This is a genomic window from Allobaculum sp. JKK-2023, assembly GCF_034745455.1.
GTDB lineage: Bacteria > Bacillota_I > Bacilli_A > Erysipelotrichales > Erysipelotrichaceae > Allobaculum.
In genome coordinates, this window is the sequence record NZ_JAYERV010000003.1 from 2,140,441 (window position 1) to 2,163,661 (window position 23,221).

Sequence of the window (23,221 nt, forward strand, 5' to 3'; positions counted from 1 at the left end):
ATCGATCAAGAAAATTCGAAATGGATGAAATAGACGAAATAGAAAGGAAATCTGGATGAAACCTGTTACTTCTTCGATTACAGCAGCTCAGGGATTTTCTACCGGCGCCGTACACTGCGGCCTGCGCAGTAACCCCGAGAAAAAAGAGCTCGCGCTCATTGTTTCCAGTGTCCCCTGTACAGCCGCCGCGGTTTACACCTCCAACCAGGTCAAAGCCGCCCCCCTGTATCTGAATATGAAACATCTGGCCAATGGCAAAGCCCAGGCAATTACTGTCAATTCAGGCAATGCCAACGCCTGTGCTATCAATGATGCCAAAAATGCGCTGCTTCAGGCTGAAGCAGCCGCAAAAAAACTCAACCTGGATGTTGAAGATGTCCTCGTTGCTTCGACTGGCGTCATCGGCCAGGAATTACCGATTGAAAAAATCGTGGCGGGCACCGACGCCATTGTTTTGGGCCAGGATCCGCTGGAAAGTGCCCATGCGATTATGACTACCGATACGAAAGTCAAAGAATACGCAGTGGAATTTGAACTGGATGGTAAAATTGTCCGTCTTGGCGGCATTGCGAAAGGGTCGGGCATGATTCACCCCAATATGGGAACCATGCTTTGCTTCATCACGACCGATGCGGCCATCAGCAGTGAATGCTTAAGCCAGATGCTGAAAGCCAATGTCAAAAAGACCTTTAACCGCATCAGCGTCGATGGCGATACATCGACCAATGATATGTGCATCGTTTTAGCCAACGGCCTGGCCGGCAATACCGAAATCACTGGGGAAGGGACAGACTATGAAACGTTTAAAACGGCCCTGAAAGTGGTCATGGAACATCTGGCCATCGCGATTGCCAGTGATGGCGAAGGGGCAAGCCGGCTGATTACAGTTGAGGTTAAAAATGCCGCAACAGAAGATCAGGCGGAAACGCTGGCGATGAGCGTGGCTTCTTCTTCCTTGTTAAAAGCCGCTGTGTTTGGCGCCGATGCAAACTGGGGCCGGGTGCTTTGTGCGATGGGATATTCCAAAGCTGAATTTGATCCGGCACGGGTAGACATTTATTTTGCTTCGAAAAACGGTGAAGTCCTCGTCTGCAAGGCTGGTAAAGGCATTGAATTTGATGAAGACAAGGCAGCCCGGATCCTTGAACCCGATGCCATTGAAATCATTGCCGATCTGCATGAAGGCGAAAAACAGGCGACCTGCTGGGGCTGCGATCTGACTTATGACTATGTCAAGATCAACGGAGACTATCGGACATGATCCCGCCAGAGCAAAGAGCAGCGCTGTTAGCGGAAAGCCTGCCGTATTTAAAAGAATATAACGGCGAAGTGGTCGTCGTGAAATATGGCGGCAACGCCATGATTGATGAAGAGTTGAAAAAAGCCGTCATTGAAGACGTCCTGATGCTCCATCTGGTGGGCATCCATGTCGTGCTCGTGCATGGGGGCGGACCGGATATCAACCGGATGCTCAAACGGACGGGCGTCGAATCCCACTTTGTCAATGGCTTGCGCGTAACGGATGAAGAAGCGATGGAAATCGTGCAGATGGTCCTTTGCGGCAAGGTGAACAAAGAACTGGTCAGCCACCTGGAAGGCAAAGGAATTGGTCTTGGCGGCATGGATGGAAATCTCTTCCAGGCCATCCCGCATGTCGAAGAGGGCAGTGATGCAAAGTATGGCTATGTTGGCGATATCGTCCAGGTGAATTGCCAGCTCGTTTCGGATGTCATTGAAAAAGGCTATATCCCGGTCATTTCTTCGGTTGCCGCCGGACTTTATGATGGGCACTCCTACAACATCAATGCCGATCTTGCCGCAAGCAAGCTGGCTGGAGCGCTGCATGCCAAAAAGCTGATTCTGTTAACCGATATCAGCGGCCTGCTGGCCGATCCGGCGGATCCAGACAGTGTCATTGCCAATATTAAAGTTTCCCAGATTCCCGCCCTGGAAGCGACGGGTGTCATTTCGGGAGGCATGATTCCCAAAGTTGCCTGCTGCGTGGAAGCGGTCCGGCAGGGCGTTTCCAGAGCAAGTATTATTGATGGCCGGGTGCCGCATTCAATTCTGATTGAATTACTGACCAACGCTGGCATTGGAACAATGTTCAGCCAGGAGGAAATCTGATGGATTTTGAAACCTTAAAAGCAATTGAACAGGACAATCTGATGCAGACCTACGGCCGGTTTGATCTGGCTTTAGATCACGGCGATGGCTGCATTTTATATGATCTGGAAGGAAAACCCTATCTGGATCTGACCTCAGGGATTGGTGTCAATGCCCTGGGCCATAACTATGAACCCCTTGTCAAAGCCGTATCCGATCAGGCGGGAAAAATGATGCAGGCCAGCAACCTGTTTTATACCGAACCCATGATCCATGCGGCCGCAAAATTAAATCAACTGGCCGGCACCAGACGCGTGTTCTATGCCAACTCGGGTGCTGAAGCCAATGAAGGCATGATCAAAATTGCCCGCAAATACAGCTGGGACAAATACCAGGATCCAGAACGGTTGAATATTCTGACTTTACGCAATTCGTTCCATGGCCGGACGATTGCCACTCTGGAAGCCACGGGCCAGGACCACTTCCATGCCAACTTCTTCCCGTTTACCAATGGCTTTGACTACGTGGAAGTGGGCGATCTGGAAGACCTCAGTGAAAAACTTTGCTCGGGCAAATATGCCGGCATCATGATGGAACTTGTGCAGGGAGAAAGCGGCGTACGTCCTTTGGATCCAGCGTTCGTTTCAAAAGCCGCAGAACTTTGCGAAGCGAATGATGTATTGCTCATGATTGATGAAGTCCAGACGGGTGTCGGCCGGACGGGGGCATTCTTCTGTTACCAGAATTATGGCCTGCATCCGGATCTCGTTTCCTGTGCCAAAGGTCTTGGCGGAGGTGTTCCCATCGGTGCTGTTTTGGCCGGTGAAAAGACGCAGGATGTTTTAAAAGCCGGCGATCACGGCACAACATTTGGCGGCAACCCCTTAGCAGCCAGTGCGGCCAATGTTGTTCTGGATACCATCGGCCAGCCTGAATTTTTAGACGATGTAGCTCAAAAAGGCCAGTATCTGATGGAGGCCATTAAAGCATTGGATTCTGATCACGTCAAAGACGTACGCGGCATGGGTCTGATGATCGGCATTGAAGTCGGTCCAGATGCAGTTCTGGATGACTTGGCCAAATTAAGAGAAAAAGGCGTGCTCGCACTCAAAGCTGGCAAAGGCACGATCCGGCTGCTGCCGCCGCTGACTCTTTCCTATGAGCAGATGGACCAGGCCGTCGCAGCCATGAAGGAGGTTTTTGCATGAATCATTTATTGAAACTGCAGGATTTGTCCCCGGAAGAAATCACCCGGATCCTCGATCTTGCGGATCAGTTGAAATATGAAAAGAAACATGGGATTGAACACCCCTATTTAAAGGGAAAATCCGTAGGCCTGATTTTCCAGAAATCTTCAACGAGAACCCGTGTTTCCTTTGAAACCGGCGTCCATCAGTTAGGCGGACAGCCTTTATTCCTGTCTTCGGCTGACTTGCAGATTGGCCGTGGGGAACCTGTGCAGGATACGGCTCGCGTTCTTTCCCGGTATCTGGATGGCATCATGATCCGGACCTATGAACAGAAAGAAGTCGAAGACCTGGCTGAATATGGATCCATTCCAATCATCAATGGTCTGACTGATTATTGCCATCCTTGTCAGGTGCTGGCGGACTTAATGACCATCCGCGAAAAATTCGGCAAACTGGAAGGGTTGAAAATGGTCTACATTGGCGATGGCAACAACATGGCCAACTCTCTGATCGTTGGCGGTCTGAAGATGGGGATGGATGTCGCCGTTGCGACGCCGGCGGACCACAAACCAGATCCAGCTGTTCTTGAATTTGCGGCGGCCTATCCAGACCACTTTACCTGGACGGAAAGTCCCGAAGAAGCTGTCAAAGATGCGGATGTTGTCTTTACCGATACCTGGGCGAGCATGGGCATGGAAGCCGAAAAAGAAGCACGCCTCAAACTCTTTCAGGGCTACCAGGTCAATGATGAACTGCTTGCCCATGCCAAAAATCCAGTGATGGTCCAGCATTGCCTCCCTGCTTACCGGGGCCAGGAAATCACCGAAAAAGTCTTTGAAGACCATGCCGATGAAATCTTCGAAGAAGCGGAAAACAGACTCCATGCCCAGAAAGCGGTTATGGTGCTGTTGATGAAAGATCCACAATAGTCAGGCTCCCTTGAAAAAAGGACAGCCAAATTTCAATCAAAAGAACGAGAATAAGCCTCAGATTAAGTCTTCCATTAATCTGAGGCTTTACATTTTCAAGAAAGCTTTTAAATAGCCTTATATTATACGTTGAGTCAAATAGAATGAATAGATAGGATCTATCTAACCAAATGGAATGAATAGATAGGATCTATCTAATCAAATGGAATGAATAGATAGACTCTTGAATGTAGATATATTTTGGTGGTGCATCTGCACTCAGCAAAAACCATGCAAAATGCGTAGCCGCTTTACTGTGGCCGGATGAGAAAGGGCAATCTTCTGGATTTCGCCAGGCGCTGACCAACCTTTTCAAGAACTGTCTAAAAAGTAGAAGATGAATAGCGCTTTTTCTACAGGACTTCCTTGATTGTATCCTGGCAAACCTGACCAATTTGTATTCGAGTACGGGATTCGACTTGAACTAAGCTTTTTTCAAAAGCGACGGTCATAAAAACAAGAAAGGAGCATCGCTATGCCATTTACACCCATCCAGAAACTGGTATTCAACCAGAGTTATGAGGGAGTCTGGAGGATCGCTCAGTTTTCCCTGTCCAGCGATCGCAACGGCAATCCAATGGCCAGACTGGAACTGGCAGATGCCTTTGACCGGCTTCCAGCCGTCTTCTTTTCGATCAATGAAAATAACCTCAGCCAAAAAGAATTGTTTATACCCAGCGGATTTGCAAAAGTCGCTTTTCGATATGAAGAGGATGCCCGCTATGGTCCCCAGGCGAAAGTGATCAGTATGCAGGGCGTAACACTTTCTGAAGCAGGCGATCTGACACAGCTCATTCCGGCGCTGCCTGATCGTCGGGAAAATCTGAATGCTCTGTATCAATGCGGCAGACTGATTCAAAGTTCTGGGCTGCGGTCGCTGGTACTCTATGTACTGGAGCGATATCAATCGGTTCTGATCGATTTGCCAGCCGCAAAATCAATGCATCATGATGTGCTGGGCGGATGGGTTTTCCATACGCTGCGTATGGCCCGGCTTGGATATTCACTTTGCCGAGTCTATCCTGAAGTGAATCAGGATCTGTTGATCAGCGGCATTCTGCTCCATGATCTGGGCAAGCTCCAGGAATTTTCTCGTGATCCAACAGGGATGGTCATTGATTATTCGGTTTCTGGTGTTTTGCTTTCGCATCTGGTTATTGGTCTTCTGATGCTGGAAGAAATTCTGAAAGAGATGAAAGCCAAAAATCTTCCGGTACCCAGCGAAAACGAGCGCCTGGCCTTATTCCACATGATTGAATCCCACCATGGCAAACCGGAGTATGGAAGTCCAATCACCCCCAGATTTCGGGAAGCCATGATTTTACATTATCTGGACCAGATTGATGCCAAAATCTGGATGTTTGACCAGGTGCAGGGCAATCTGGACCCAGGCAAACTCTCCGAAAAAGCGGTTTTTGGCCTGGATGGACGCGTCTGGAGACCAGAATAATCGTCCGCCATCTTGCGGTCTTTTTCTGATCAGATCTGAGCAGAGTCTGTCCAAGGGAATGACTGCAGCTGCGCTTATGGCAGTGGTTTTAAATCTGGAACCGAAAGAATGCATTTTGATCATGGCACAGGGAAAGTCTGACCCTGTGCCATTTTTAAGTCGGGGATGAAAATGAAGATATTTTCCAAGCCAGTTCAGTTTTTCAATTCTTAAAATAGGACAGAAAATGAGGAAATCGCATGAAAAAAGAAATACGAACGGCAGTCTACGATGACCGGCTGCATCTTGAGGCTTATTCCTTTGCGAACATCACCCAGCCATTTCCCAAGCATTTTCATGAATACTATGTGATCGGATTGGTGGAAGAAGGGGAACGGATTTTGTGCTGTAAAAACTGCCAGTACACCCTCAAAAAGGGGGATATTCTCCTGCTGAATCCAGGAGATATTCACGCCTGTAGTCAACAGGATGGAGGAACGCTGGATTACAGAGGAATGAACATTTCGCAAAGTGTCATGCTCGATTTAGTCGAGAAAGCGATCGGCCAGCGGGTGCTGCCGGGCTTTTGGGGAAACGTGATCTGTGATGAAGAGGCAGCTGACTATCTGTACAGGCTTCACGAACTGATGATGAAAGGTTCCCATGAATCGAAAAAAGAGGAAATTTTGCGGCAGTTGATCGCTTTGCTTGTCGAGCACTATAGTCAGCCATTTGTCTTCGCTGTTCCAGAAGATCATGAAGAGGTGGAAAGGGCCTGCGCATTTATGGAAGCGCATTATGCCAAACCCATTAACCTCGATCAGCTTTGTCGATATACAGCTGTCAGCAAATCGACTTTGCTTCGAGCCTTTGCGGGCGCCAAAGGCGTCACGCCCTACAGCTATTTGCAGAACATTCGGATCGGAAAGGCCCGCCAGATGCTGGAACATGGCGATTCGCTGGTGGAAACCGCTCTGCGCACCGGATTTTATGATCAGAGCCATTTTACAAACTGTTTCAATCGCCTGATTGGACTGGCGCCGGGCGTTTATCGAAAGATCTTCCAGGATCCAAAGGAGAAAATCCATGAAAAATAGCCAGACTATAGGGCGTCTGTGCGCTCTGTTTACGATCATCATCTGGGGAACGACCTTTATTTCGACGAAAATTCTGCTGACAGACTTACAGCCGGTTGAGATTCTGTTTTTCCGGTTTGCCATCGGACTGTCAGCTCTCTGGCTGATTTGTCCTGAGTGGCTGAAAGGAACAAGCAGAAAACAGGAACTGATCTTTGCGGGGGCAGGACTTTGCGGAATCTGTCTGTACTATCTGCTGGAAAATATTGCCCTGACCTGCACTCTGGCTTCTAATGTCGGCGTAATTATTTCGGTCGCTCCATTTTTTACCGCTGTTTTCTCGACCCTGTTTCTGAAAGAAAACAAGCCGCCAGTTTGCTTTTATCTTGGCTTTGTGGTTGCCATGGCCGGGATCGCCCTGATCAGTTTCAATGGGTCCAGTCTGAAGTTAAATCCTTTTGGCGACTTGTTGGCGTTGCTGGCAACTGTGGTCTGGGCTTTCTATTCGGTGTGGACAAAGAAAATCAGTGGTTTCGGATTTTCGACCATTCTTACCACGCGCCGGGTATTCTTTTATGGAATTTTATTCATGCTGCCGGCCTTGTTCCTGCTGGATTTCAGGCTGGATCTGACATGGATCGCCAGTTTTTCCAATCCGGTTGATTTGGGCAATCTTCTTTACCTGGGATTGGGTGCTTCTGCTTTGTGTTTTGTGGCGTGGAACTATGCGGTGAAAGTATTGGGAGCTGTGAAGACGAGTATTTATATTTATATGGTTCCTGTCATTACAGTGGCAACTTCGGCGATTATCCTTCATGAACAAATCACTGTTCTCATGCTTGTCGGGACATTTTTGATCCTGGCGGGTCTGATTTTGTCAGAGAACGGACGGTTCAATGTCATTTAGCTTAGTTTTTGATAGTTAGTATTGTCCACCATCCGTGCACAGATGGTGGATTTTATATTTTCTGGTTTAACGAAAATTAGCTTTGACAACAACTCTATAATTGTCTAATTTAATCCTTACTCAATCAAAAATGCAACCGTTTAAGGAGGAATAAAATGGCAATTAGAGTTACTTCACCACATAAGATTTATCAAAGATTCATGAAATTCCTTGAGGAATTTGCCCACAAACAGGAGAAGATTCTTGCTTCTCAAACAGGAGCTTTCTCACGAAGTCATTATCGATCATCAAAAATAAACTTGTTCCATTTCCTGAATACATCCATTATCGGGAATGGATCAACACTCTCCGATTTATCCATGAACTATTTCGGCATGGGCAGTGTAAGACCATCTGCTTCGGCACTTGTTCAGACAAAAGCCAAGATTCCAGTCAGCGTATTTTCAGCACTGCACAAAGCCACCTTGGCACTTTATTCCATGGATAAAAAATATAAAGAACACAGGGTAATCGCTTTTGACGGAACCAATGAACCTGTTGCGCCAAATGAAGATGAACCTGACTACATCATTTATACCAAGAACAAGGAAAACATTATCCGGGCCGGTATTCACGTTAACGCAGCCTATGACGTACTTAATGACAAATTTTTAGCCATCGTCACTCAAGACCAGAGGTCCAAAGACGAACGGGCCGCTGCTATGAAAATGGTCAAGGAGATTCACGAAGCTTATCCTGGCGAGACATTTCTCTTTGTCATGGACAGAGGGTATTTCTCTTACCCATTATGTAAGCTTATTGAATCCTTAGGGCACAAATACCTCATACGTATGAAAGAACGAGAGTATAGCTGCCTGACTTATACAGAGCTTGACCATACAGAAGACCAGCAGATCAGCCGCATTCTTACCCACCACCAAAGAAAAGGGGAAAAAGAAAACCCCCAGATGAAATACCTGGTCAAAAAATCAATGAGACAGATTGATCCAGAATCTGAATTTATTGATTTTGACTGCAGGGTGGTAGCTATCGAGATTGGCGACAACGTCTGGGAAGGACTGATTACCAATCTGGATGAAGCAGAATTTCCTCCGGAGGCTCTTGGATTTATTTACCACCTAAGGTGGCGAATCGAGCAGAGTTTCTCCTGGCTTAAATATGGAATAGGAATGAAACGTATCCACTCGATAAAAGCAGAATACATCATTCAGGAGATTTATTCATCCCTTATCTTCTACAATCTGGTTTCCGAGATCAAAAAGTGTGTTCTTGAATCATCTCAATCAGATAATAAAGAAGAGAATCAGACAACTTATGAATACCAAATCAATACAACTAAGGCGATACGGGCTATCAGGAACACGTTCACCCCGAAGTGGACGAAGAATCGAACGATTCGTCAAATTACAAAAGCGGAGTTTCAGGCTCTGACCGAGGAGCTGCTAAGAGAAAAACTGCCCGTTCGGCCGGAAAGAAGCTTCAAGCGAAATCTCCATCCCAATCGTTTGATATGGTTCACCTATCGATAAGTGCATTATATGCGCATCTTATTGATACAAACCACCCATACAATTCTTAAAAACGGCTCTTATCGAAGGGTTGTTTTTAGTGCACCTATTTTGATGAATACAGCCAAATCAATCAGTATATTTTGTGCTTGGTTGGTGCATATGGATATAATCAGCAGCAAATTCTATTCCTATCATCCACTTTGTCTTTGATTTTTATACAAAGTTTGAGGTCATATTTTTCTAGCTAAATGACATTGACGGACGGTTTACAAGAAAAGAGGAAACAAAAGATGATTCAACAAGATGAAAAATGCGTAATGGTCATTGATAAAAATCTATCGAGGGGGCTTATTGCCAATACAGCGGCTATCCTGGGGATGACGCTTGGTAAAACAGAGCCGCAGATGATCGGAGTTGAGGTCATGGACCAGAGTGGAAATCAACATTTAGGGATTGTAAAAGTCCCAATTCCAATTCTGGAAGGATCACTCGAGCAGATCAGGCAGATTCGTACCAAACTGTACGAACCGGATTTTCAGGACTTGACGGTGGTGGATTTTTCGGATTTAGCCCAGGGATGCAAGACCTATGACGAATTTATCGAGAAAATGGGCAACTCTTTTGAAGAATCTTTACGATACTTTGGAGTCGCCCTGTGCGGTCCAAAGAAAAAGATTAACAAACTGACTGGAAGTTTGCCTTTATTGCGTTAACTCTATCTGGCTGCCAATGAGTTTCTGCACGTTGATGTTGACACGCAAACGCGAAGAGGCCGGTACCTCTTGGAAGAAAAATGCAAAAAAGCGAGACTTTGATCAGGCAGGGAAATGAAGAGCCTGCCTGATGAAAAAGCTTAGTCGCCTGGTAAAAGATTTCACTTTTCCAGGCAATTTCATTTTCGTTATTATCATCGGCATCATTTTCTTCATCTTCTTTGCCTGTCTGATCAGTCTATCAGTTATTCAGACACAGGAGTTTAAAGCAGCCCCTGTGCAAAACTACAGGGCAAAATGACTTTCTTCTGAAATTGATAGGCCCATCAGTACGAAAAAACGGCCATCATCATCGTGGCCGTTTCTCTTTGATTGTGCTTTTCACTTTCTTGTCAGCAAAGAGCGCTTTCTTCCAGTTCAGGCGGGTCGATTGGGGCTGGTTCTGTCGGAACCGGAGCAGGGGATGGATCTGCGGCGCCAGGATCTGGCGTTGGCATTCCTGGATCAATGCCGGGATCGGCACCGGTTCCTGAATCGTCCGGAGTTAAAGAAGGCGCATCTGGCAACACGGGATTTGTAGGTTCAGTCGAAACAGGCGGAGCAATATAGTCATTGCTTCCATCATCGATGGAAGGTGAAACTGGTGCTGAAGGATAGTAAGGCGTAGTCGTATCGGGTTCTGTATCTGGGCTTGCCGGATAATACGGTTCCGTGATTTCAATCTCTTCGGCAGGTCCGGCTGGCTGAAGTTCGAGTTTTTCCCAGAATTTTTCTTTGGCATCCGCTGTCTGATTGAGAACGTTGTAGGCGATCTTGTTAATTACGCCCGGATCAACCGTATTGTCATTGGAATTGGATAAGACAACGATGCGGTATGGATTTCCGACTTTTGAAAAGCCGACACTGTTGGTTGCTCCGCCAACCTGGCCATATTTCTGGATCATCGTATCTTCTTCCACCAGGTCATTGAGATAGGAATCTGCAGCAGCTCCATCCAGGGCTGAAATGATCGGTTTGTATTTGGTCTGGTTGTTCATCAACAGCCGGACTTCATCCATCAGCTGGGCTGCTGTGCAGACGTTATCGAGAGGATTTTCAGCAATGCCCGGGTATTTGGAATAGCGCGAGCGCAGATCGCAGAATTCTTCCCAGCCGCCCAGATTGTCATAGAGAATCGCAGCAGCCGTGTTATCGGAATACGTTAGCGTAAAGGCGACCGCATCCTCGATGGGAACGGCGGATCCAATCCCATAGGAGCCAAGAATGGGGTTTGAGCCTTCGTCACGCACCGACTCCGCTCCAAAGGTCAGGGTAGACTGTTCTGTTTTCTCCCCCTGGGCAATCTGATCGTAATACAACATGGCTAACGCCAGCTTGTAGGTACTGGCAGCAGTCATGGTTTTATCCACATTTAATTTGTAGGTGACGCTTTCATCACCCGATTCCACATAGATCGCAAGATCGGACATTGCATAGTCACGATCGTGAATATAGGACTCAATCTGGGTGGTCAAAAGCTTGGTGATGGCTTTCGGATCTTGGTAGATCGAAGAAATCTGACTGACATCTGAAGTCGTGGAAGACTGGCTATCGTGCTGGGCGACTGTCTTCTCTTTACTGGTCAGAGCTGAATAAATTGAAAAACCAGCCAGACAGACCGAAAGGGCAACAAAGACAATACACACCCAGACAATCGCAGGTCTGGAAGAAGAGTCATTGGAAGTCTGTTTCATACGTATTCTTTCTAAGGGGACGGCCATCGGCAATCCACCGGCCATATCATTTTACTTTCCTTATCTTCGGTATTTTTTAGTGGACAATCAAGATTCAGTTTTCAAATTCCATTGAAATGAATCAAAAAACATAGACTCTTATCTAACAATGCATTTCGTCTCATTTAGACATTGGTTTTTTGATCCTGTTTCCACGAAGAAAAGGGGGAAATGGTTGAAATGGCCAGAGAAACAGATCGATAAGGACAATGTTGAAGGTTCAGGCAGAATTTTGAGGCCTGCAAAGCCGGAGAATCATTCGCTGATTGGTGAATGACTCTCCGGCTTTTTCGTGAGCGTGGTTTTCGCAAAAGCCCACAGCCAAAGATCGAGGGAGAAACAGGGACACAACAGAGAAAGACCAAAAAGATCGACGGGAGATTTGAACGGTGAAGAAAGGAAGACCACCAGACAGAAAAGTGGGTTGGACGCCAGGCAAGTTCAGGCTCGGTGAAAGCCGGATCCAGACAGGCGCTGAAAATCCACTGGCTATTTTTTGGATACGATTACATGTAAAGATTTATAAAGACTTATAAAAGTGGAGGCTTGAGGCCAACTTCTTTAACGATAAAAACCCGCAGATTGGGCAATGTATGAAAGCTATAACGAGAGAGGATTAAGAGCGAAAAAAGGAAAGAATAAAATCGTTAAAGATCGTGCTTAATTTTCTTGATGAAATTAATCCTTAGATAATCAGGAAAGTAGAAGCACACTGTCTATTTTTCCAACAAACCCTTTAAGCATCAATTAAATTTCATATCTTCCTCGGTAGAACTATACTAAATGTGCTTCTACTTTGAAGCATAGAGGAGTGTGCTTCTACTTATGGCTTATATCAAGGTTCAGAAAATCGTTCGTGATGCTGAAAATAACATAGTCTCTGGGTCCGCGGCCATTGTTAAGTCTATTTATGCGCCAGAGAGGAAAAACCATTCTGCTCAACAGGTTTTAGAACGTCTTGGCAAGGTGATTTCACTTGCTGAGGATAAGAAATCCGGGGTTTTTCTTTCTCCAACACGTGGTTTAGTTCACTATAACGTGACTACGGATACTTTTTCTCCTGTTTCAGAAGAAGAAAAAGAGAACCAATGTAAGCTGGTTTTCCCAGAGCCGCAAATTCATACGGTTTTTGGTGACTCATATCTACTTCTACAATTTTTAGAAAAACGTGGCCTGCTGGAGGTTTTCAAAACGGTTTTTCCAAAAAAAGAAGAACTGGAAAGGGTTCTTGCTCATATTCTTCATGGAGTTCTCAGAGATGGATCAAAAATTGGCTGTGATGATTTTCTTGAAAAATCTTATGCATCTTATTTATTTGAAGACTTGCCAATTCAATCCCTACACTCCGATACAGCTTTTTTCTCTTTGCTGGGAAGCGATAAAACCCGGGTGGCATTCTTCAAAGAGTTTATAAAGCTGATGAAGAAACAAAATCCAAAATTTGGCCAGGGATGCTACGTAGACTCTACTCCTCTTCCAAACCAGATTACCAACAACCCTTTTAATGCACTATGCTGCCATGGACTTTCGTCATCTGAAATTCAAATCCGCCTGGTCTTGGTTTTAGACGATGCGACTGGCCTGCCAGTTTGGTATGACATCATTCCTGGCAATGTGCTGGATTTAAGCACGGTGATGAACATTGTCAATGATGTCGCTTCGACTTTGGATATTGAAATTGAATCGCTGGTTCTTGATGCTGGCTATGTATGTGAGCCGCTGATAGCCGCTTTCCATATTGGAAGTTCAAAATCCGTCATCAGCCGGATGCCAGCCAGACGGGGGTACCCGTTCAAAGAACTCTACTGGCAGTTCAAAGACCAGATAAATAAAGGGAAATACCAGTTTGTTCGTAAGGATCACACCTATTTCGGAAGAAAGAAGAAAATCAAACTATACGGAAAATATGACGAATACGCCTACGTTTATGTAGATCAGAACAATGCGCTTTACCACTTTATTGATTATCTTGAAGACCACAAAGATGAGTTTCAAAAGATGAAGGATAAAGACAAGGACTGGATGACTGTCAAATTCGGATATTTTGTTCTTCTATCCAACATCGATACTTCTCCTGAAGATTTGCTTTATCGGTATTTCTGCCGCACTGAGATAGAGACAGTTTTCAAAACCAGTAAAGAATATTTGGAACTGCTTCCTCTTTCAAAATGGAGCGATACAACAGTCAGAGGGAAAATCCTGCACGATATTATCGATACAATCATTCTGTTGCTCGTTCGAAAACAAATGGAAAATACCGGCGTATCTACATCACGATTATTTGGGAAAACCCAATCGTTGATGTGCTGCCTAGGACCTAATAAAAAAGTTGTGATCGAAGTTCCTAACAAGCACGTAAAACAATTTTATAAAATTTTAGATATAGAAATTCCAACTCATCTAAACCTTGATAAGGAACGAAGTAGAATGCGCGGCTATACTCATCTGTAACAGTCATTGATGTGTATAGCTAAACTAGTTTAAAATCCAAAGTTGTGCTTCTACTTTTTCGATTATCTAAGGTTAATGCTCTATTTATACACGTGCGAAGAAAAAAACTGGGAAATACGACGGTTCTCTGTGCTTAAATCGCCTTCATATCTAAAATAAGATTATAAATATACTTATTCGATATCTGTTAGCGTGTCCAATCGCTAGTTAATTTAGATAAAAATTAATTTGTATCCTTTATAAGATTATAAAAAATCTAATGTGGATTGATATAGTTTTAAAAAATATAGTTTTCAAAAAATGTTCAAAAATACTGTAAACTTTATGGACAAACATACAGTATAAGGATAGAATAAAGACAGAATTAAGAAGAAATAAAGAAATACCTTTCAGAAATAAAGAAGGCCTTTATTTCATCGCCGCCAATCAAGAGAAAACAAAGAAAAACAGAATGCCTGTTCGGGGGAATAATATGAAAAACACAACTGAAACCAACACATTAAAATCGAATAAAGGAACAAAGAAATTCAGACTTGCAGCTTTAGTCGCCGGCTGTTCAGTTGCTGCTGTGATCGGATTTGCAATGATGAATTCGAACAAACCAGTTGTTGCAGGCCATGCTTACACCAGCGAAAATAAAGTCGCTGTGGCTGCCTCAGACAAGAAAACTCTTAAAGCTGAAGAGAAAACACCAGAGCAGCCAGCAAACTCCGCAATCGCATCCGATGCGGATCCAAAAGAAGAGTCAGTCGTTGAATCAACATCCGTTGAACCTTCCACTCCAGCCCAGCAGAATGCTCCCGTAGAAGCGGCTGCCTCTGTTCATGAAGAGACTTCTATGGCCCAGACTTCTTTTGAAGAGTTTGAAGAAGTTGAACCTGACTACGCGCCGGCTCCAACCGCGGTTCCTGTTGAACAGCCAGTCGCAGACCAGATGACAGCGGCACAGGATAATGTATGGCACATCACTTATATTCCAGCCTGGGGCGCCGGATCCGCTCCTGAAGATGGATCGATTGGCATCTGGGCAGACGGATGGTTCATTGCTCATTCTGGTATGGCCAATGGCGACAAGATCGCTTCTTTACCGCAATATGTAGAAGTAGATGGTCAGGTTTATACAATGACCGACACCTGGGTTTCTGACGACAATGTTTCCACGGATGAAATTGCCAGAGCTCGCGCCAACAACGGCATCGTTTTCCAGACCTGCATTACCGATACCACCAACCGCATGGTTCACTATGAACCTGTAAATGGAACTGGCTATGCTTATAATTTCTCCAGTTATCCATATACCGCTCATGATGGCGAGATCTTCGGCTATTAAAAATAATGATTCATCCTGTTTATAAAGGGATTGTGACGCATTTCTGTTTGTAAGAGCTGCGGGCAAACAGTCCCTTTTTCTTTATCCGCTTGATGGCGAGCGGTCCTGAGCACTTTTCTGAATATGATTTTCAATCTGATTTACTTGGTGGAAGTTCTCTTTGCCACTAATTGTCGAATTTTTTCTAAATCCGTCAGCGGTGGTTGAACTGGCGAGGCAGTTTCTTGTTACTGTTAAAATCCGTTCATATCACTTTTAACAGGTTGTGTATGGAATTGGATTAAGCCAGTTATAAGGCAAATTAACCATAGTTGACTGAAAGTAAGCATTAATTTCAATTCAGGAAAAATGCACCGAATTGCATCAAGATGTGAATGGTAACTTAAAACAGATCGGATTGAGCAAAGAAAGGCTGTGGATTGTTTTGCTTTTCGGAGAAATGATGTATACTATGACTGTAATGACAACACCTTGGGAGCTTCACTAAAGAAGCCAAAAGAAAGGGCCGTGCTGGTAACACGGCCCTTTTTTACTGCTTGAGGATAATGACAACGCCTTGGTGGCTTGTGCTTGTTTTAGATCAAGACATAAGCCAGAACAGAGTTGGGAGTTAATCCAGAACTTTCTTGATCACAATTAAAACAACGATCAAGATGATCATCATTTCCATAAACATGGAAGTGGGTTGCTCCTTTCTGCTTAGGTGTTGTCAGCATCCTCAACTTTCGTTGAATGTGACATGATGTCATTATCCTCCCAGCGTTTGGAAGTCCAACCGCCAAATGAATTATAGCAGAAAAGCTCAATTTTGTGCATAATTAACGCAAAATATTGGTGTTCATTTTATTGATATTGCATATTGTTTGACTTGATGAACAGGGAATCACTTATGAAGTTTTTCTGAAACGAATGTATGGGGAACAGGTCTCTTGGTGTTCGATTTTTGAAATGTTTTATGTAAACCCAGATAATTCATGATGTTTTTCGCAAATGAGTTTTGTATTCGAAATTCTTTCTTTTTGGTTGAGTAATTTACATTGCACAGGATGCTGATCGATTTATTTTCACCTGTCTGGTGAAGAATAAATGGCCGGAAGCTCTTTTGATAAAGGGGTTTCCGGCCATTTATTGTTTGTGATGGAGCGCCTGGGAATCATTAGGCTTTGGATTTCTGCTTTCTGGCGGAAGCTTTTGAACGGTCAGCTGCCCGTAAGATGATTGGTCAGGAAGATGATCGGTGTGGTCAGTCGGTGGAAGTTTCATTGACCAGATGCGCCTTAATCGTGACATCATAGCCATATTCAACATAGCCGAAAAGCTGAAGGCCGATTTCATCCGCAAAGACCTGATCGACTTTGCGATGATGATCTTTGAGCCAGTTGAATAACGGCGAAAAGTCGGCGTGTTCATCCTGGATATGAACGGAAAAGATTGCATACTGACCCGCGGGGATTACCAGCAGGTTTTCCGGATTGACTCTGGTGTAGTCACAGTGTGGGATCTGGATGTACTCCTGAAGTTTGAGAAGATGATTTTGTTTCATGGCTTCCAGATCGAGAACATATCCATATCTGCGGCGGATGGTTTCGGCATGTTGCAGCGCATCTTTAGCTGCTTCCATCATCGACGCATGATAATGCTCATAGGCCTGTTTTTCCTGCCGAAGCCCCGCAATGACGACTTCCTCTTTGAGGGTTTCCAGATGAACTGCCAAGTCCGCGGGTCTTTTTTGAATGCGTTCGTTGACCTGTTCATACCAGCGAATATCATCAGCTACCTGCTGATAATAGCGGCTTAAGGCCAGGGCCTGATCCCGGTAGGCGGCAAGCAGGGCGGTAACTTTTGTATTGTCATGGGAAGCAAGAATTTCCTTGACCTGACTCAGGGGGATCGATAACTTGCGGCACATGGTAATGACATCCAGCTGCCACAGATTCCAGCGTGAATAATAGCGATAGCCATTGATTTCGTCGACAAAATCCGGTTCTAACAGCCCGCTTTTGACGTAAAAGTGAATGGTGTCTTTGGACAGGCCAGTGATCTTGCTGACCTCACCGATGCGATAACGAGTGGCTTCCATTGCGCAAACCTCCATCAAGAAATTTCAGACTTTCATGTCTGTCTGCTGGTTTCTTATGGTTTATTATGGCCGCTTGGAAGAGATGGTTTCAACCGGACCAGGAAGATTTGAGCGTTTGATCCGGGCATTTTCAAAAAGAAAAACCAAAAGGCAAAAACTGAAAAAATCATCCTTGACTCTGACGGAACGTCAGGCTGTATGGTTAGAGTGCTTAAGCACAAAGGAGTACTCGATGATTCCAGTTGGAAAATTTGCCCGGATGTGTCAGGTCAGCATCCGCACTTTGCATTACTACGATCAGATTGGTCTGCTCCATCCTGCCTATGTGGATGAAGACAATGGCTTTCGCTACTATGAAATTGAGCAGATGGATACCATGCTCCAGATTGCCCGTTGTAAACGATTTGGTTTTTCTTTAAATGAAATTGCCAGTCTTGATCTGCACTGCCCTGAAAACAGCCGGGACCTGTTCAAAAAACAGGAATACCTACTGATCTCCAGAATTCATGAGCTGCAGACAAACCTGCAGGATCTGCGCATCATGATGGAGAGAGCTGAAAGGAAGATAGAAACCATGCCAGAAACAAAGAACATTCGCATTGACTGTATTGAAACCAAACCCACTCCGATTTTCTCTTTACGCAAGCAGATGGGCGTAGGGAATTTCGGCCAGGCGTATTCCGAATTGTATGATGCCCTCATGAAAGCCAACGTAAAACCAGGTCTGCGCGGAGCCAGATATTTTGATGAAGAATTCGATTCCCAGAACTCAGACATCGAAGTCTTTGTCACGCTCGATGAAGCAGACCAGCCAAAAGCAACTGCCCTGATCGATGGCGGTCTTTGCGCTCATGCCACTCACCATGGCGGTTATTCAACTTTAAACGAAACCTACAATGGTATTGCCCGCTGGGTTTTCGAAAATGGCTATGAGCTGACTGGTGCGCCTTATGAGTTGTACACAAGCACTGGTTTTGAAAACCCGGATCCAGCCACCTGGATCACTGAAGTCTACTTCCCAATCCGGAAAGCAGACTGATCTTTGATCGATAGCTGCAGTCCACTCAAGAAATTTGAACAGATTCAAATCTTGCCTCTTTTCCTATGAAAAGGGGCGTTTTTTGCGTTCGTTTTCAAAAGTGGGGATGGATTTCTGGGGATATGCTGGGCCAAGAAGAAAAAAGCAAAAAAATTTGCAGATTCTGAAACACAGTCTTCCTTTTCGCGAATATGAAGGTGATTACCGGAAGAAGGTGAAAGCAGATGAGAACTGATGATTCAAAAAAAACAGGCAGTGTTTAACCGCAAATAAAAAGTGGTCATGGAAAATAATGAAAGATAAAGGAGGAATGAGTATTTATGGATCACACTGACAAGTCTTGTCTCGATGAGACAGATGTTACAAAACCAAGCAATCACAATCAAGAAAAAGAACAGTCAGACTTTTACAATCCACTGCTGATTGATCTTGTTATGAGAAATCTCTTTTGCAGTGAAAAGAATCTTATTGAGCCGGTTTTATGCACACTTCTGGACAAGTCGAAATTGATGATACTGGATGACTTTCATCGCTCTGCCCTAGACATATATAGGCCTCCATATGCCATTTTTGATATTCTAGAGTTCGTTAAACCAGTCAAACGTGCGTTTGTTTATCTTCGGAGAGCAAAAGAATATCCCAATCCATTGGATGACAGATACCAATGTGCCAAATTTGATATGGAGTTCAAAGATCTCGGAAATAAAGTCCATGATTTGCCGGAGATTTATCACGTAGTCATCATGGATCATGATTTTTTTGGTGAAGGGGAACCTGTCTATGAAGCCCAGTGGTCATTTAAAAAGACAGGAAAGCTGTTAGGTGATGGTTCTCATATTCTTTATATCAATGGAGACAATCGAAGCGATACGCCTTTAGGACGATTGATCCATGATCTTTTCTGTCCTGTTCCAGAGGACATGTATGATAAAAAACTTGGTGAATGGACTGGAGAACTCATCAAGAGAAGAACAGCGTTTGTAGAGGCGGTATTCAGCGACAATGAACAGAAAGCTGAAAAGAAGAAGCAAGAGGATCAAGAGGATATGGAATACGCAAAAGTTTCAGCAAAACAACCATCATAAGACGGTTCAGTGCAGCGACAATGCCTAAAACCAGGCCCAGGATGGTTCCGATGATGCAGACACCGATCCCAAGGCCAAAGGAGATCCCGATGCGCGGCGTAACCAGAGCGGAAACCGGCATATTGCGTTTGATCGCATAGGAGATTCCAAAGTCACCTTTGAGCATGTTGGCGACGTAGGTAAGAAACTGCGTGAAGACCGGTTTATCCAGCCCATACGCGGCGTAGATCTGTGCTTTCTGCGCTTCTGTGAGTTTTTCATCGTTAAATGGGGTACCAGGCATGAGCTTGAGCATCATAAACAGAACAAAGACGATGACAAGCAGAGTCACGATGGAAATCAACAGACGGCGCACGATATAGCGGATGGTTGATTTGTCCATAACATATATATTCCTTTCAAATCAAAATTCTCCAGACTTTCATAAACCGGACTTTGAAAGAAGCGAAGAAGAAAGCCTGACTTTTGTGAATGTCAGCGAAAAACATCTATTTTCAATACATGAACACAACATGGTGCAGATAAGAGCTGAATCACAAAAGATGCCCGAAAGCAGGAAAGCCAGCCGATGGCTGCAGACAGAAAGCTTCAAAGAAGAAGGCCTAAAAGCGCAATCGGCAGGCTGCAAAGAAAGAAATGAACCATTTTCTTTCGTTTCTGGATGGATGGGCGGGCAACATCAGCAAAGAGAAGCCAGAAGAGAAACCAAGCCAGGACAGCTTTTCTTTGAAAAAACGGGTCTCACCAGGAGGTCCGTTTGTTGTCCGTACAGAGAATCAGTCAACTGATTCTGTCAATCAGTCAGCTTTTTCGAGGTTCTTATAAATATAAGGAACACCGAAGGAATGGCTTTCGATGCCTTTTACTTTCGGGTTGTTCAGGGTACACAACTGTTACCTTATCTTGGCGAATCAAGATATTAATATTCTTATATAACTATTTTATAATTCAACTAATTGTGGATTTTTTATGGTATCATTCAAACAGGAGATGACGTTATGATCGGTCCTGAAGACTTAAGAAGAGAACGGTATACCACTGGACAAATTGGAAAACTTGTAGGGAAAAACTACCATACAATTGCCCTTCATAAAAACAAGGGCATGATTAATATGGTGCAGGATCCCGTTTCCGGGTTCTGGTATGCCGATAAAAAAGACCTGATTGATTATCTGAAAAAACTCGGGTTATGGAACAATTCCGAGAAAAAGAATGCTATCTATGCCAGGGTTTCTTCCCATGATCAAAAGAAACATGGTGATCTGGACAGACAGATCGGCAGGCTCTGCCAGAAAGCTTCTGGCGCAATGATCTTTTCTGATGTTGGCAACGGCCTGAATACAGAACGCAAAGGACTAAATAAACTCATAGATGAGGTCATTCATAATAAGATTGATGTCCTCTATATTACTCATAAAGACAGACTCACCAGATTTGGATACGGCTATCTTGAAAAGTTTTTTAATGCCCATGGAGTCAAAATCATAGTGACCGAGGGTAAGCCGGATAAGAACTATCAGGAGGAGCTGGTAGACGATATGATGTCGCTCCTTGCCTTCTTTTCCGGGCAAATGTATGGAATGAGAAGTTCTCAAAGAAAAAAGATTGCCCAACAGGCCAAAGAAGCAATTGAAGAACCTCTCAAACAGGAAGAAACAAGAGTTTGGGAGGCCTGTAAAAGAAAGGAGCTGCATATATGGCGACAAAAATGAAGATTCGAGAAAAAGTCCCTTATCAAAGAGCAGCTCTTTTTGATGAAGAATCGTTTACACTCACTTCCTCCGGCCGTTTTGGTAAAGAAGGATGTCTGGATAAAAAATCACTGCTCAAACCAAAGGAAGAAGCTGTGGCGCAGCTGGCGGAACTTAGAGCCTATATTGAAACAATGGCAGAACATTTTTCGCAGATGGTTCATTCGGCATGGGTGATGATCTGCCATGGAATGGAAGATGGCGAGATTAAAGCTTCTCTTGTCGAAAAGTATTCTGTTAAATCGAGAGTAGCGAATGCGGCAATCAACCAGGCCCGCACCAGAATGAATTCCCTGAGTGCGCTCAAAGTGACACAGATGGAGGAGCTTGAATCCAAAATCAGCGCCTACGAGGAGCTGCTTGAAGATCAGAAAAAGGAGCATAAAGAATGGCACCAGAGCGTAAACTGGCATAAGCCGCAAAAAGGTGACTGCCAGAAAAACAGATACTGGAAGCGAAAACTCAACAACATGAAAAACCGCCTCCATGGAATGAAGCAGAAACTGGCGAACTGGAAAGAAAAAATTGAAAACAGTTCTTTTTCATGCTGCTTTGGATCTAGAAAACTCTTTAAGGCTCAATACCATTTAATAGAAGCAGGATTTGCAAACCACGAGGAATGGAAAGCGGCCTGGAGAAAAGCCAGAAAGAAAAGCTATTATCTGTTTGGCAGTTCGGATGAGACTCAGGGAAACCAGTTGTGTCAATTAACACCAGAATCTAAACTTGGCTCTGACTGGTTCAGTCTGCTTCTTAGAAGCGGGTTTAAAGATGACAAAACTGGGCGTCACATCGCAGTGCGGATTCCATATCTGAAAAAAGAACTGAAAGACAATCTCGAAAACCGCTCTGTTTCCTATCGTTTTGTTCTGAAAGATAAAGGACTGTATATTCAGCCGATGGTTACAATCCAGAAAAAAGAAACCTATGAACCACAGGGAATGCTTGGAATCGATATTAATGATGGATTCTTCTCGGTTACTGAAAGTGACAGCCAGGGAAAATTTGTTTCTTCCCAGGATATCACTTATTCAAATTCAGGTTCCAAAGCGGTAAATGCCACCGTGATGGCCCAGAAGCTGTCTGAAATTTTTACCCGAGCAGAGAAGCTCCATTATGGGGTTGCCATCGAGACAATCAATCTTACGAAGAAGAAAACAAAGATTCAAAAGAGATGGGAAAGAAAATATAACCGAATGATTTCCAATTTCCCATACTTAAGATATATGGACAACTGTGAAGCATTATCGCTTAAAAGCGGTGTTCCACTTTATTACGTCTCTCCCTACTGGTCATCTGTTCTTGGGGATGAGAAGTACTCTGAAAAGCTGGGGATCAGCCGTCATCAGGCGGCAGCCTATGTGATTGCCCGGCGGGCTCAGAATTACAGCGAATTCTATATTCCTCCCAAAAAAGGAAAGTCCAAAGCCAAGAAAACTGAGGCAAAGAAGTCTGAAACAAAGGCGTCAAAACCATGTGCGTAACTGGCATTCAGCAATGATGTAAGTCCAATCTGCTTTGAAAATTCGGCCTCTTAGTCCACTTGATTGAAGAGGCCTCACTTGTTTTTATTGCGACATGGGCGAAAGCCCAAGGTGTCTTGCAATGTATTTTTGAAATGCATTTAATCTGCAGTCCGCTATATATGAAGCGAGTCCAACTCTGTACAAACGCAAGTTTGTTGGGCACGGAAAAGTTTATCCTTCATCCCGGTTAATGGCCAGCGGATCATTAGCCTTGCTCTGAAGGTGAAAGAGCTTTTTTCAACCCAGCAGAGGAACCAGCCGTAGGGATTCTAGGGCAGCTTCATTTT

Annotated in this window: 20 protein-coding genes; 17 read left to right on the forward strand and 3 right to left on the reverse strand. The window is 44.5% G+C overall.

All coding sequences use genetic code 11. The features are described from left to right. Positions 1-55 precede the first annotated feature (55 nt). The 10 genes from argJ (at position 56) to U4956_RS08630 (ending at position 10,201) form a co-directional block, all read left to right on the forward strand. Positions 56-1,261 carry a bifunctional glutamate N-acetyltransferase/amino-acid acetyltransferase ArgJ gene (gene argJ, locus U4956_RS08585; RefSeq protein WP_323090182.1) on the forward strand — a complete coding sequence of 402 codons (1,206 nt, stop codon included), beginning with the start codon at positions 56-58 and terminating at the stop codon, positions 1,259-1,261. Next, positions 1,258-2,127 carry an acetylglutamate kinase gene (argB, locus tag U4956_RS08590; RefSeq protein ID WP_323090185.1) on the forward strand — a complete coding sequence of 290 codons (870 nt, stop codon included), beginning with the start codon at positions 1,258-1,260 and terminating at the stop codon, positions 2,125-2,127. Before argJ ends, argB begins: the two co-directional genes overlap by 4 nt. Further along, a complete protein-coding gene (locus U4956_RS08595; RefSeq protein WP_323090187.1) occupies positions 2,127-3,314 on the forward strand; it encodes an aspartate aminotransferase family protein in 1,188 nt (395 codons plus the stop codon). Before argB ends, U4956_RS08595 begins: the two co-directional genes overlap by 1 nt. Next, complete coding sequence (argF, locus tag U4956_RS08600; protein WP_323090189.1) at positions 3,311-4,225, forward strand: ornithine carbamoyltransferase; 915 nt, start codon at positions 3,311-3,313, stop codon at positions 4,223-4,225. Before U4956_RS08595 ends, argF begins: the two co-directional genes overlap by 4 nt. Positions 4,226-4,739: 514 nt before the next feature. Beyond that, positions 4,740-5,714: a 3'-5' exoribonuclease YhaM family protein gene (locus U4956_RS08605; RefSeq protein WP_323090190.1), complete on the forward strand. Its 975-nt coding sequence runs from the start codon at positions 4,740-4,742 to the stop codon at positions 5,712-5,714. Between the two features lie 239 nt (positions 5,715-5,953). Continuing rightward, the gene (locus tag U4956_RS08610) at positions 5,954-6,790 is read left to right on the forward strand and encodes an AraC family transcriptional regulator (RefSeq protein WP_323090192.1); all 837 of its coding nucleotides are present in this window, start codon (positions 5,954-5,956) and stop codon (positions 6,788-6,790) included. Then, positions 6,780-7,676 carry a DMT family transporter gene (locus tag U4956_RS08615; RefSeq protein ID WP_323090194.1) on the forward strand — a complete coding sequence of 299 codons (897 nt, stop codon included), beginning with the start codon at positions 6,780-6,782 and terminating at the stop codon, positions 7,674-7,676. Before U4956_RS08610 ends, U4956_RS08615 begins: the two co-directional genes overlap by 11 nt. 155 nt (positions 7,677-7,831) lie before the next feature. After that, positions 7,832-9,205 carry an IS4 family transposase gene (locus U4956_RS08620; RefSeq protein WP_323090195.1) on the forward strand — a complete coding sequence of 458 codons (1,374 nt, stop codon included), beginning with the start codon at positions 7,832-7,834 and terminating at the stop codon, positions 9,203-9,205. A 272-nt stretch (positions 9,206-9,477) separates the two neighbouring features. After that, positions 9,478-9,900 carry a DUF2000 domain-containing protein gene (locus U4956_RS08625; RefSeq protein WP_323090197.1) on the forward strand — a complete coding sequence of 141 codons (423 nt, stop codon included), beginning with the start codon at positions 9,478-9,480 and terminating at the stop codon, positions 9,898-9,900. Between the two features lie 130 nt (positions 9,901-10,030). Then, complete coding sequence (locus U4956_RS08630) at positions 10,031-10,201, forward strand: hypothetical protein (RefSeq protein ID WP_323090198.1); 171 nt, start codon at positions 10,031-10,033, stop codon at positions 10,199-10,201. Positions 10,202-10,292: 91 nt separating this feature from the next. Here the strand turns inward: U4956_RS08630 and U4956_RS08635 are convergent, their stop codons facing one another. Further along, the gene (locus U4956_RS08635; protein WP_323090199.1) at positions 10,293-11,633 is read right to left on the reverse strand and encodes a serine hydrolase; all 1,341 of its coding nucleotides are present in this window, start codon (positions 11,631-11,633) and stop codon (positions 10,293-10,295) included. An 864-nt stretch (positions 11,634-12,497) separates the two neighbouring features. Between U4956_RS08635 and U4956_RS08640 the strand changes: the two genes are divergently transcribed. After that, positions 12,498-14,123, forward strand: a complete 1,626-nt coding sequence (locus tag U4956_RS08640) for a transposase (RefSeq protein WP_323088133.1) — start codon at positions 12,498-12,500, stop codon at positions 14,121-14,123. A gap of 472 nt (positions 14,124-14,595) precedes the next feature. Then, entirely contained in the window at positions 14,596-15,453 is an 858-nt protein-coding gene (locus U4956_RS08645) for a hypothetical protein (RefSeq protein ID WP_323090200.1), read from the forward strand. Between the two features lie 1,243 nt (positions 15,454-16,696). Here the strand turns inward: U4956_RS08645 and U4956_RS08650 are convergent. Beyond that, a complete protein-coding gene (locus tag U4956_RS08650) occupies positions 16,697-17,533 on the reverse strand; it encodes a MerR family transcriptional regulator (RefSeq protein ID WP_323090203.1) in 837 nt (278 codons plus the stop codon). A gap of 232 nt (positions 17,534-17,765) precedes the next feature. Between U4956_RS08650 and U4956_RS08655 the strand changes: the two genes are divergently transcribed. Together U4956_RS08655 and U4956_RS08660 are read left to right on the forward strand one after the other, a co-directional pair. Beyond that, positions 17,766-18,572: a MerR family transcriptional regulator gene (locus tag U4956_RS08655; protein ID WP_323090204.1), complete on the forward strand. Its 807-nt coding sequence runs from the start codon at positions 17,766-17,768 to the stop codon at positions 18,570-18,572. Positions 18,573-18,892: 320 nt separating this feature from the next. Then, the gene (locus tag U4956_RS08660; RefSeq protein ID WP_323090205.1) at positions 18,893-19,657 is read left to right on the forward strand and encodes a hypothetical protein; all 765 of its coding nucleotides are present in this window, start codon (positions 18,893-18,895) and stop codon (positions 19,655-19,657) included. On the opposite strand, the gene U4956_RS08665 is transcribed toward U4956_RS08660, so the two are convergent. Further along, positions 19,566-20,039 (reverse strand): ABC transporter permease, encoded by a 474-nt coding sequence (locus U4956_RS08665; protein WP_323090206.1) that lies wholly within the window; start codon positions 20,037-20,039, stop codon positions 19,566-19,568. The genes U4956_RS08660 and U4956_RS08665 overlap by 92 nt on opposite strands. Between U4956_RS08665 and U4956_RS08670 the strand changes: the two genes are divergently transcribed. From U4956_RS08670 to U4956_RS08680, 3 genes are all read left to right on the forward strand, one after another. Continuing rightward, positions 20,023-20,445, forward strand: coding sequence for a hypothetical protein (locus U4956_RS08670; RefSeq protein WP_323090207.1), 423 nt, complete (start codon positions 20,023-20,025; stop codon positions 20,443-20,445). The genes U4956_RS08665 and U4956_RS08670 overlap by 17 nt on opposite strands. 210 nt (positions 20,446-20,655) lie before the next feature. After that, the gene (locus U4956_RS08675; protein ID WP_323090209.1) at positions 20,656-21,369 is read left to right on the forward strand and encodes an IS607 family transposase; all 714 of its coding nucleotides are present in this window, start codon (positions 20,656-20,658) and stop codon (positions 21,367-21,369) included. Continuing rightward, entirely contained in the window at positions 21,354-22,892 is a 1,539-nt protein-coding gene (locus U4956_RS08680) for a hypothetical protein (protein WP_323090211.1), read from the forward strand. The genes U4956_RS08675 and U4956_RS08680 overlap by 16 nt, the downstream gene beginning before the upstream one ends. Positions 22,893-23,221 lie beyond the last annotated feature (329 nt).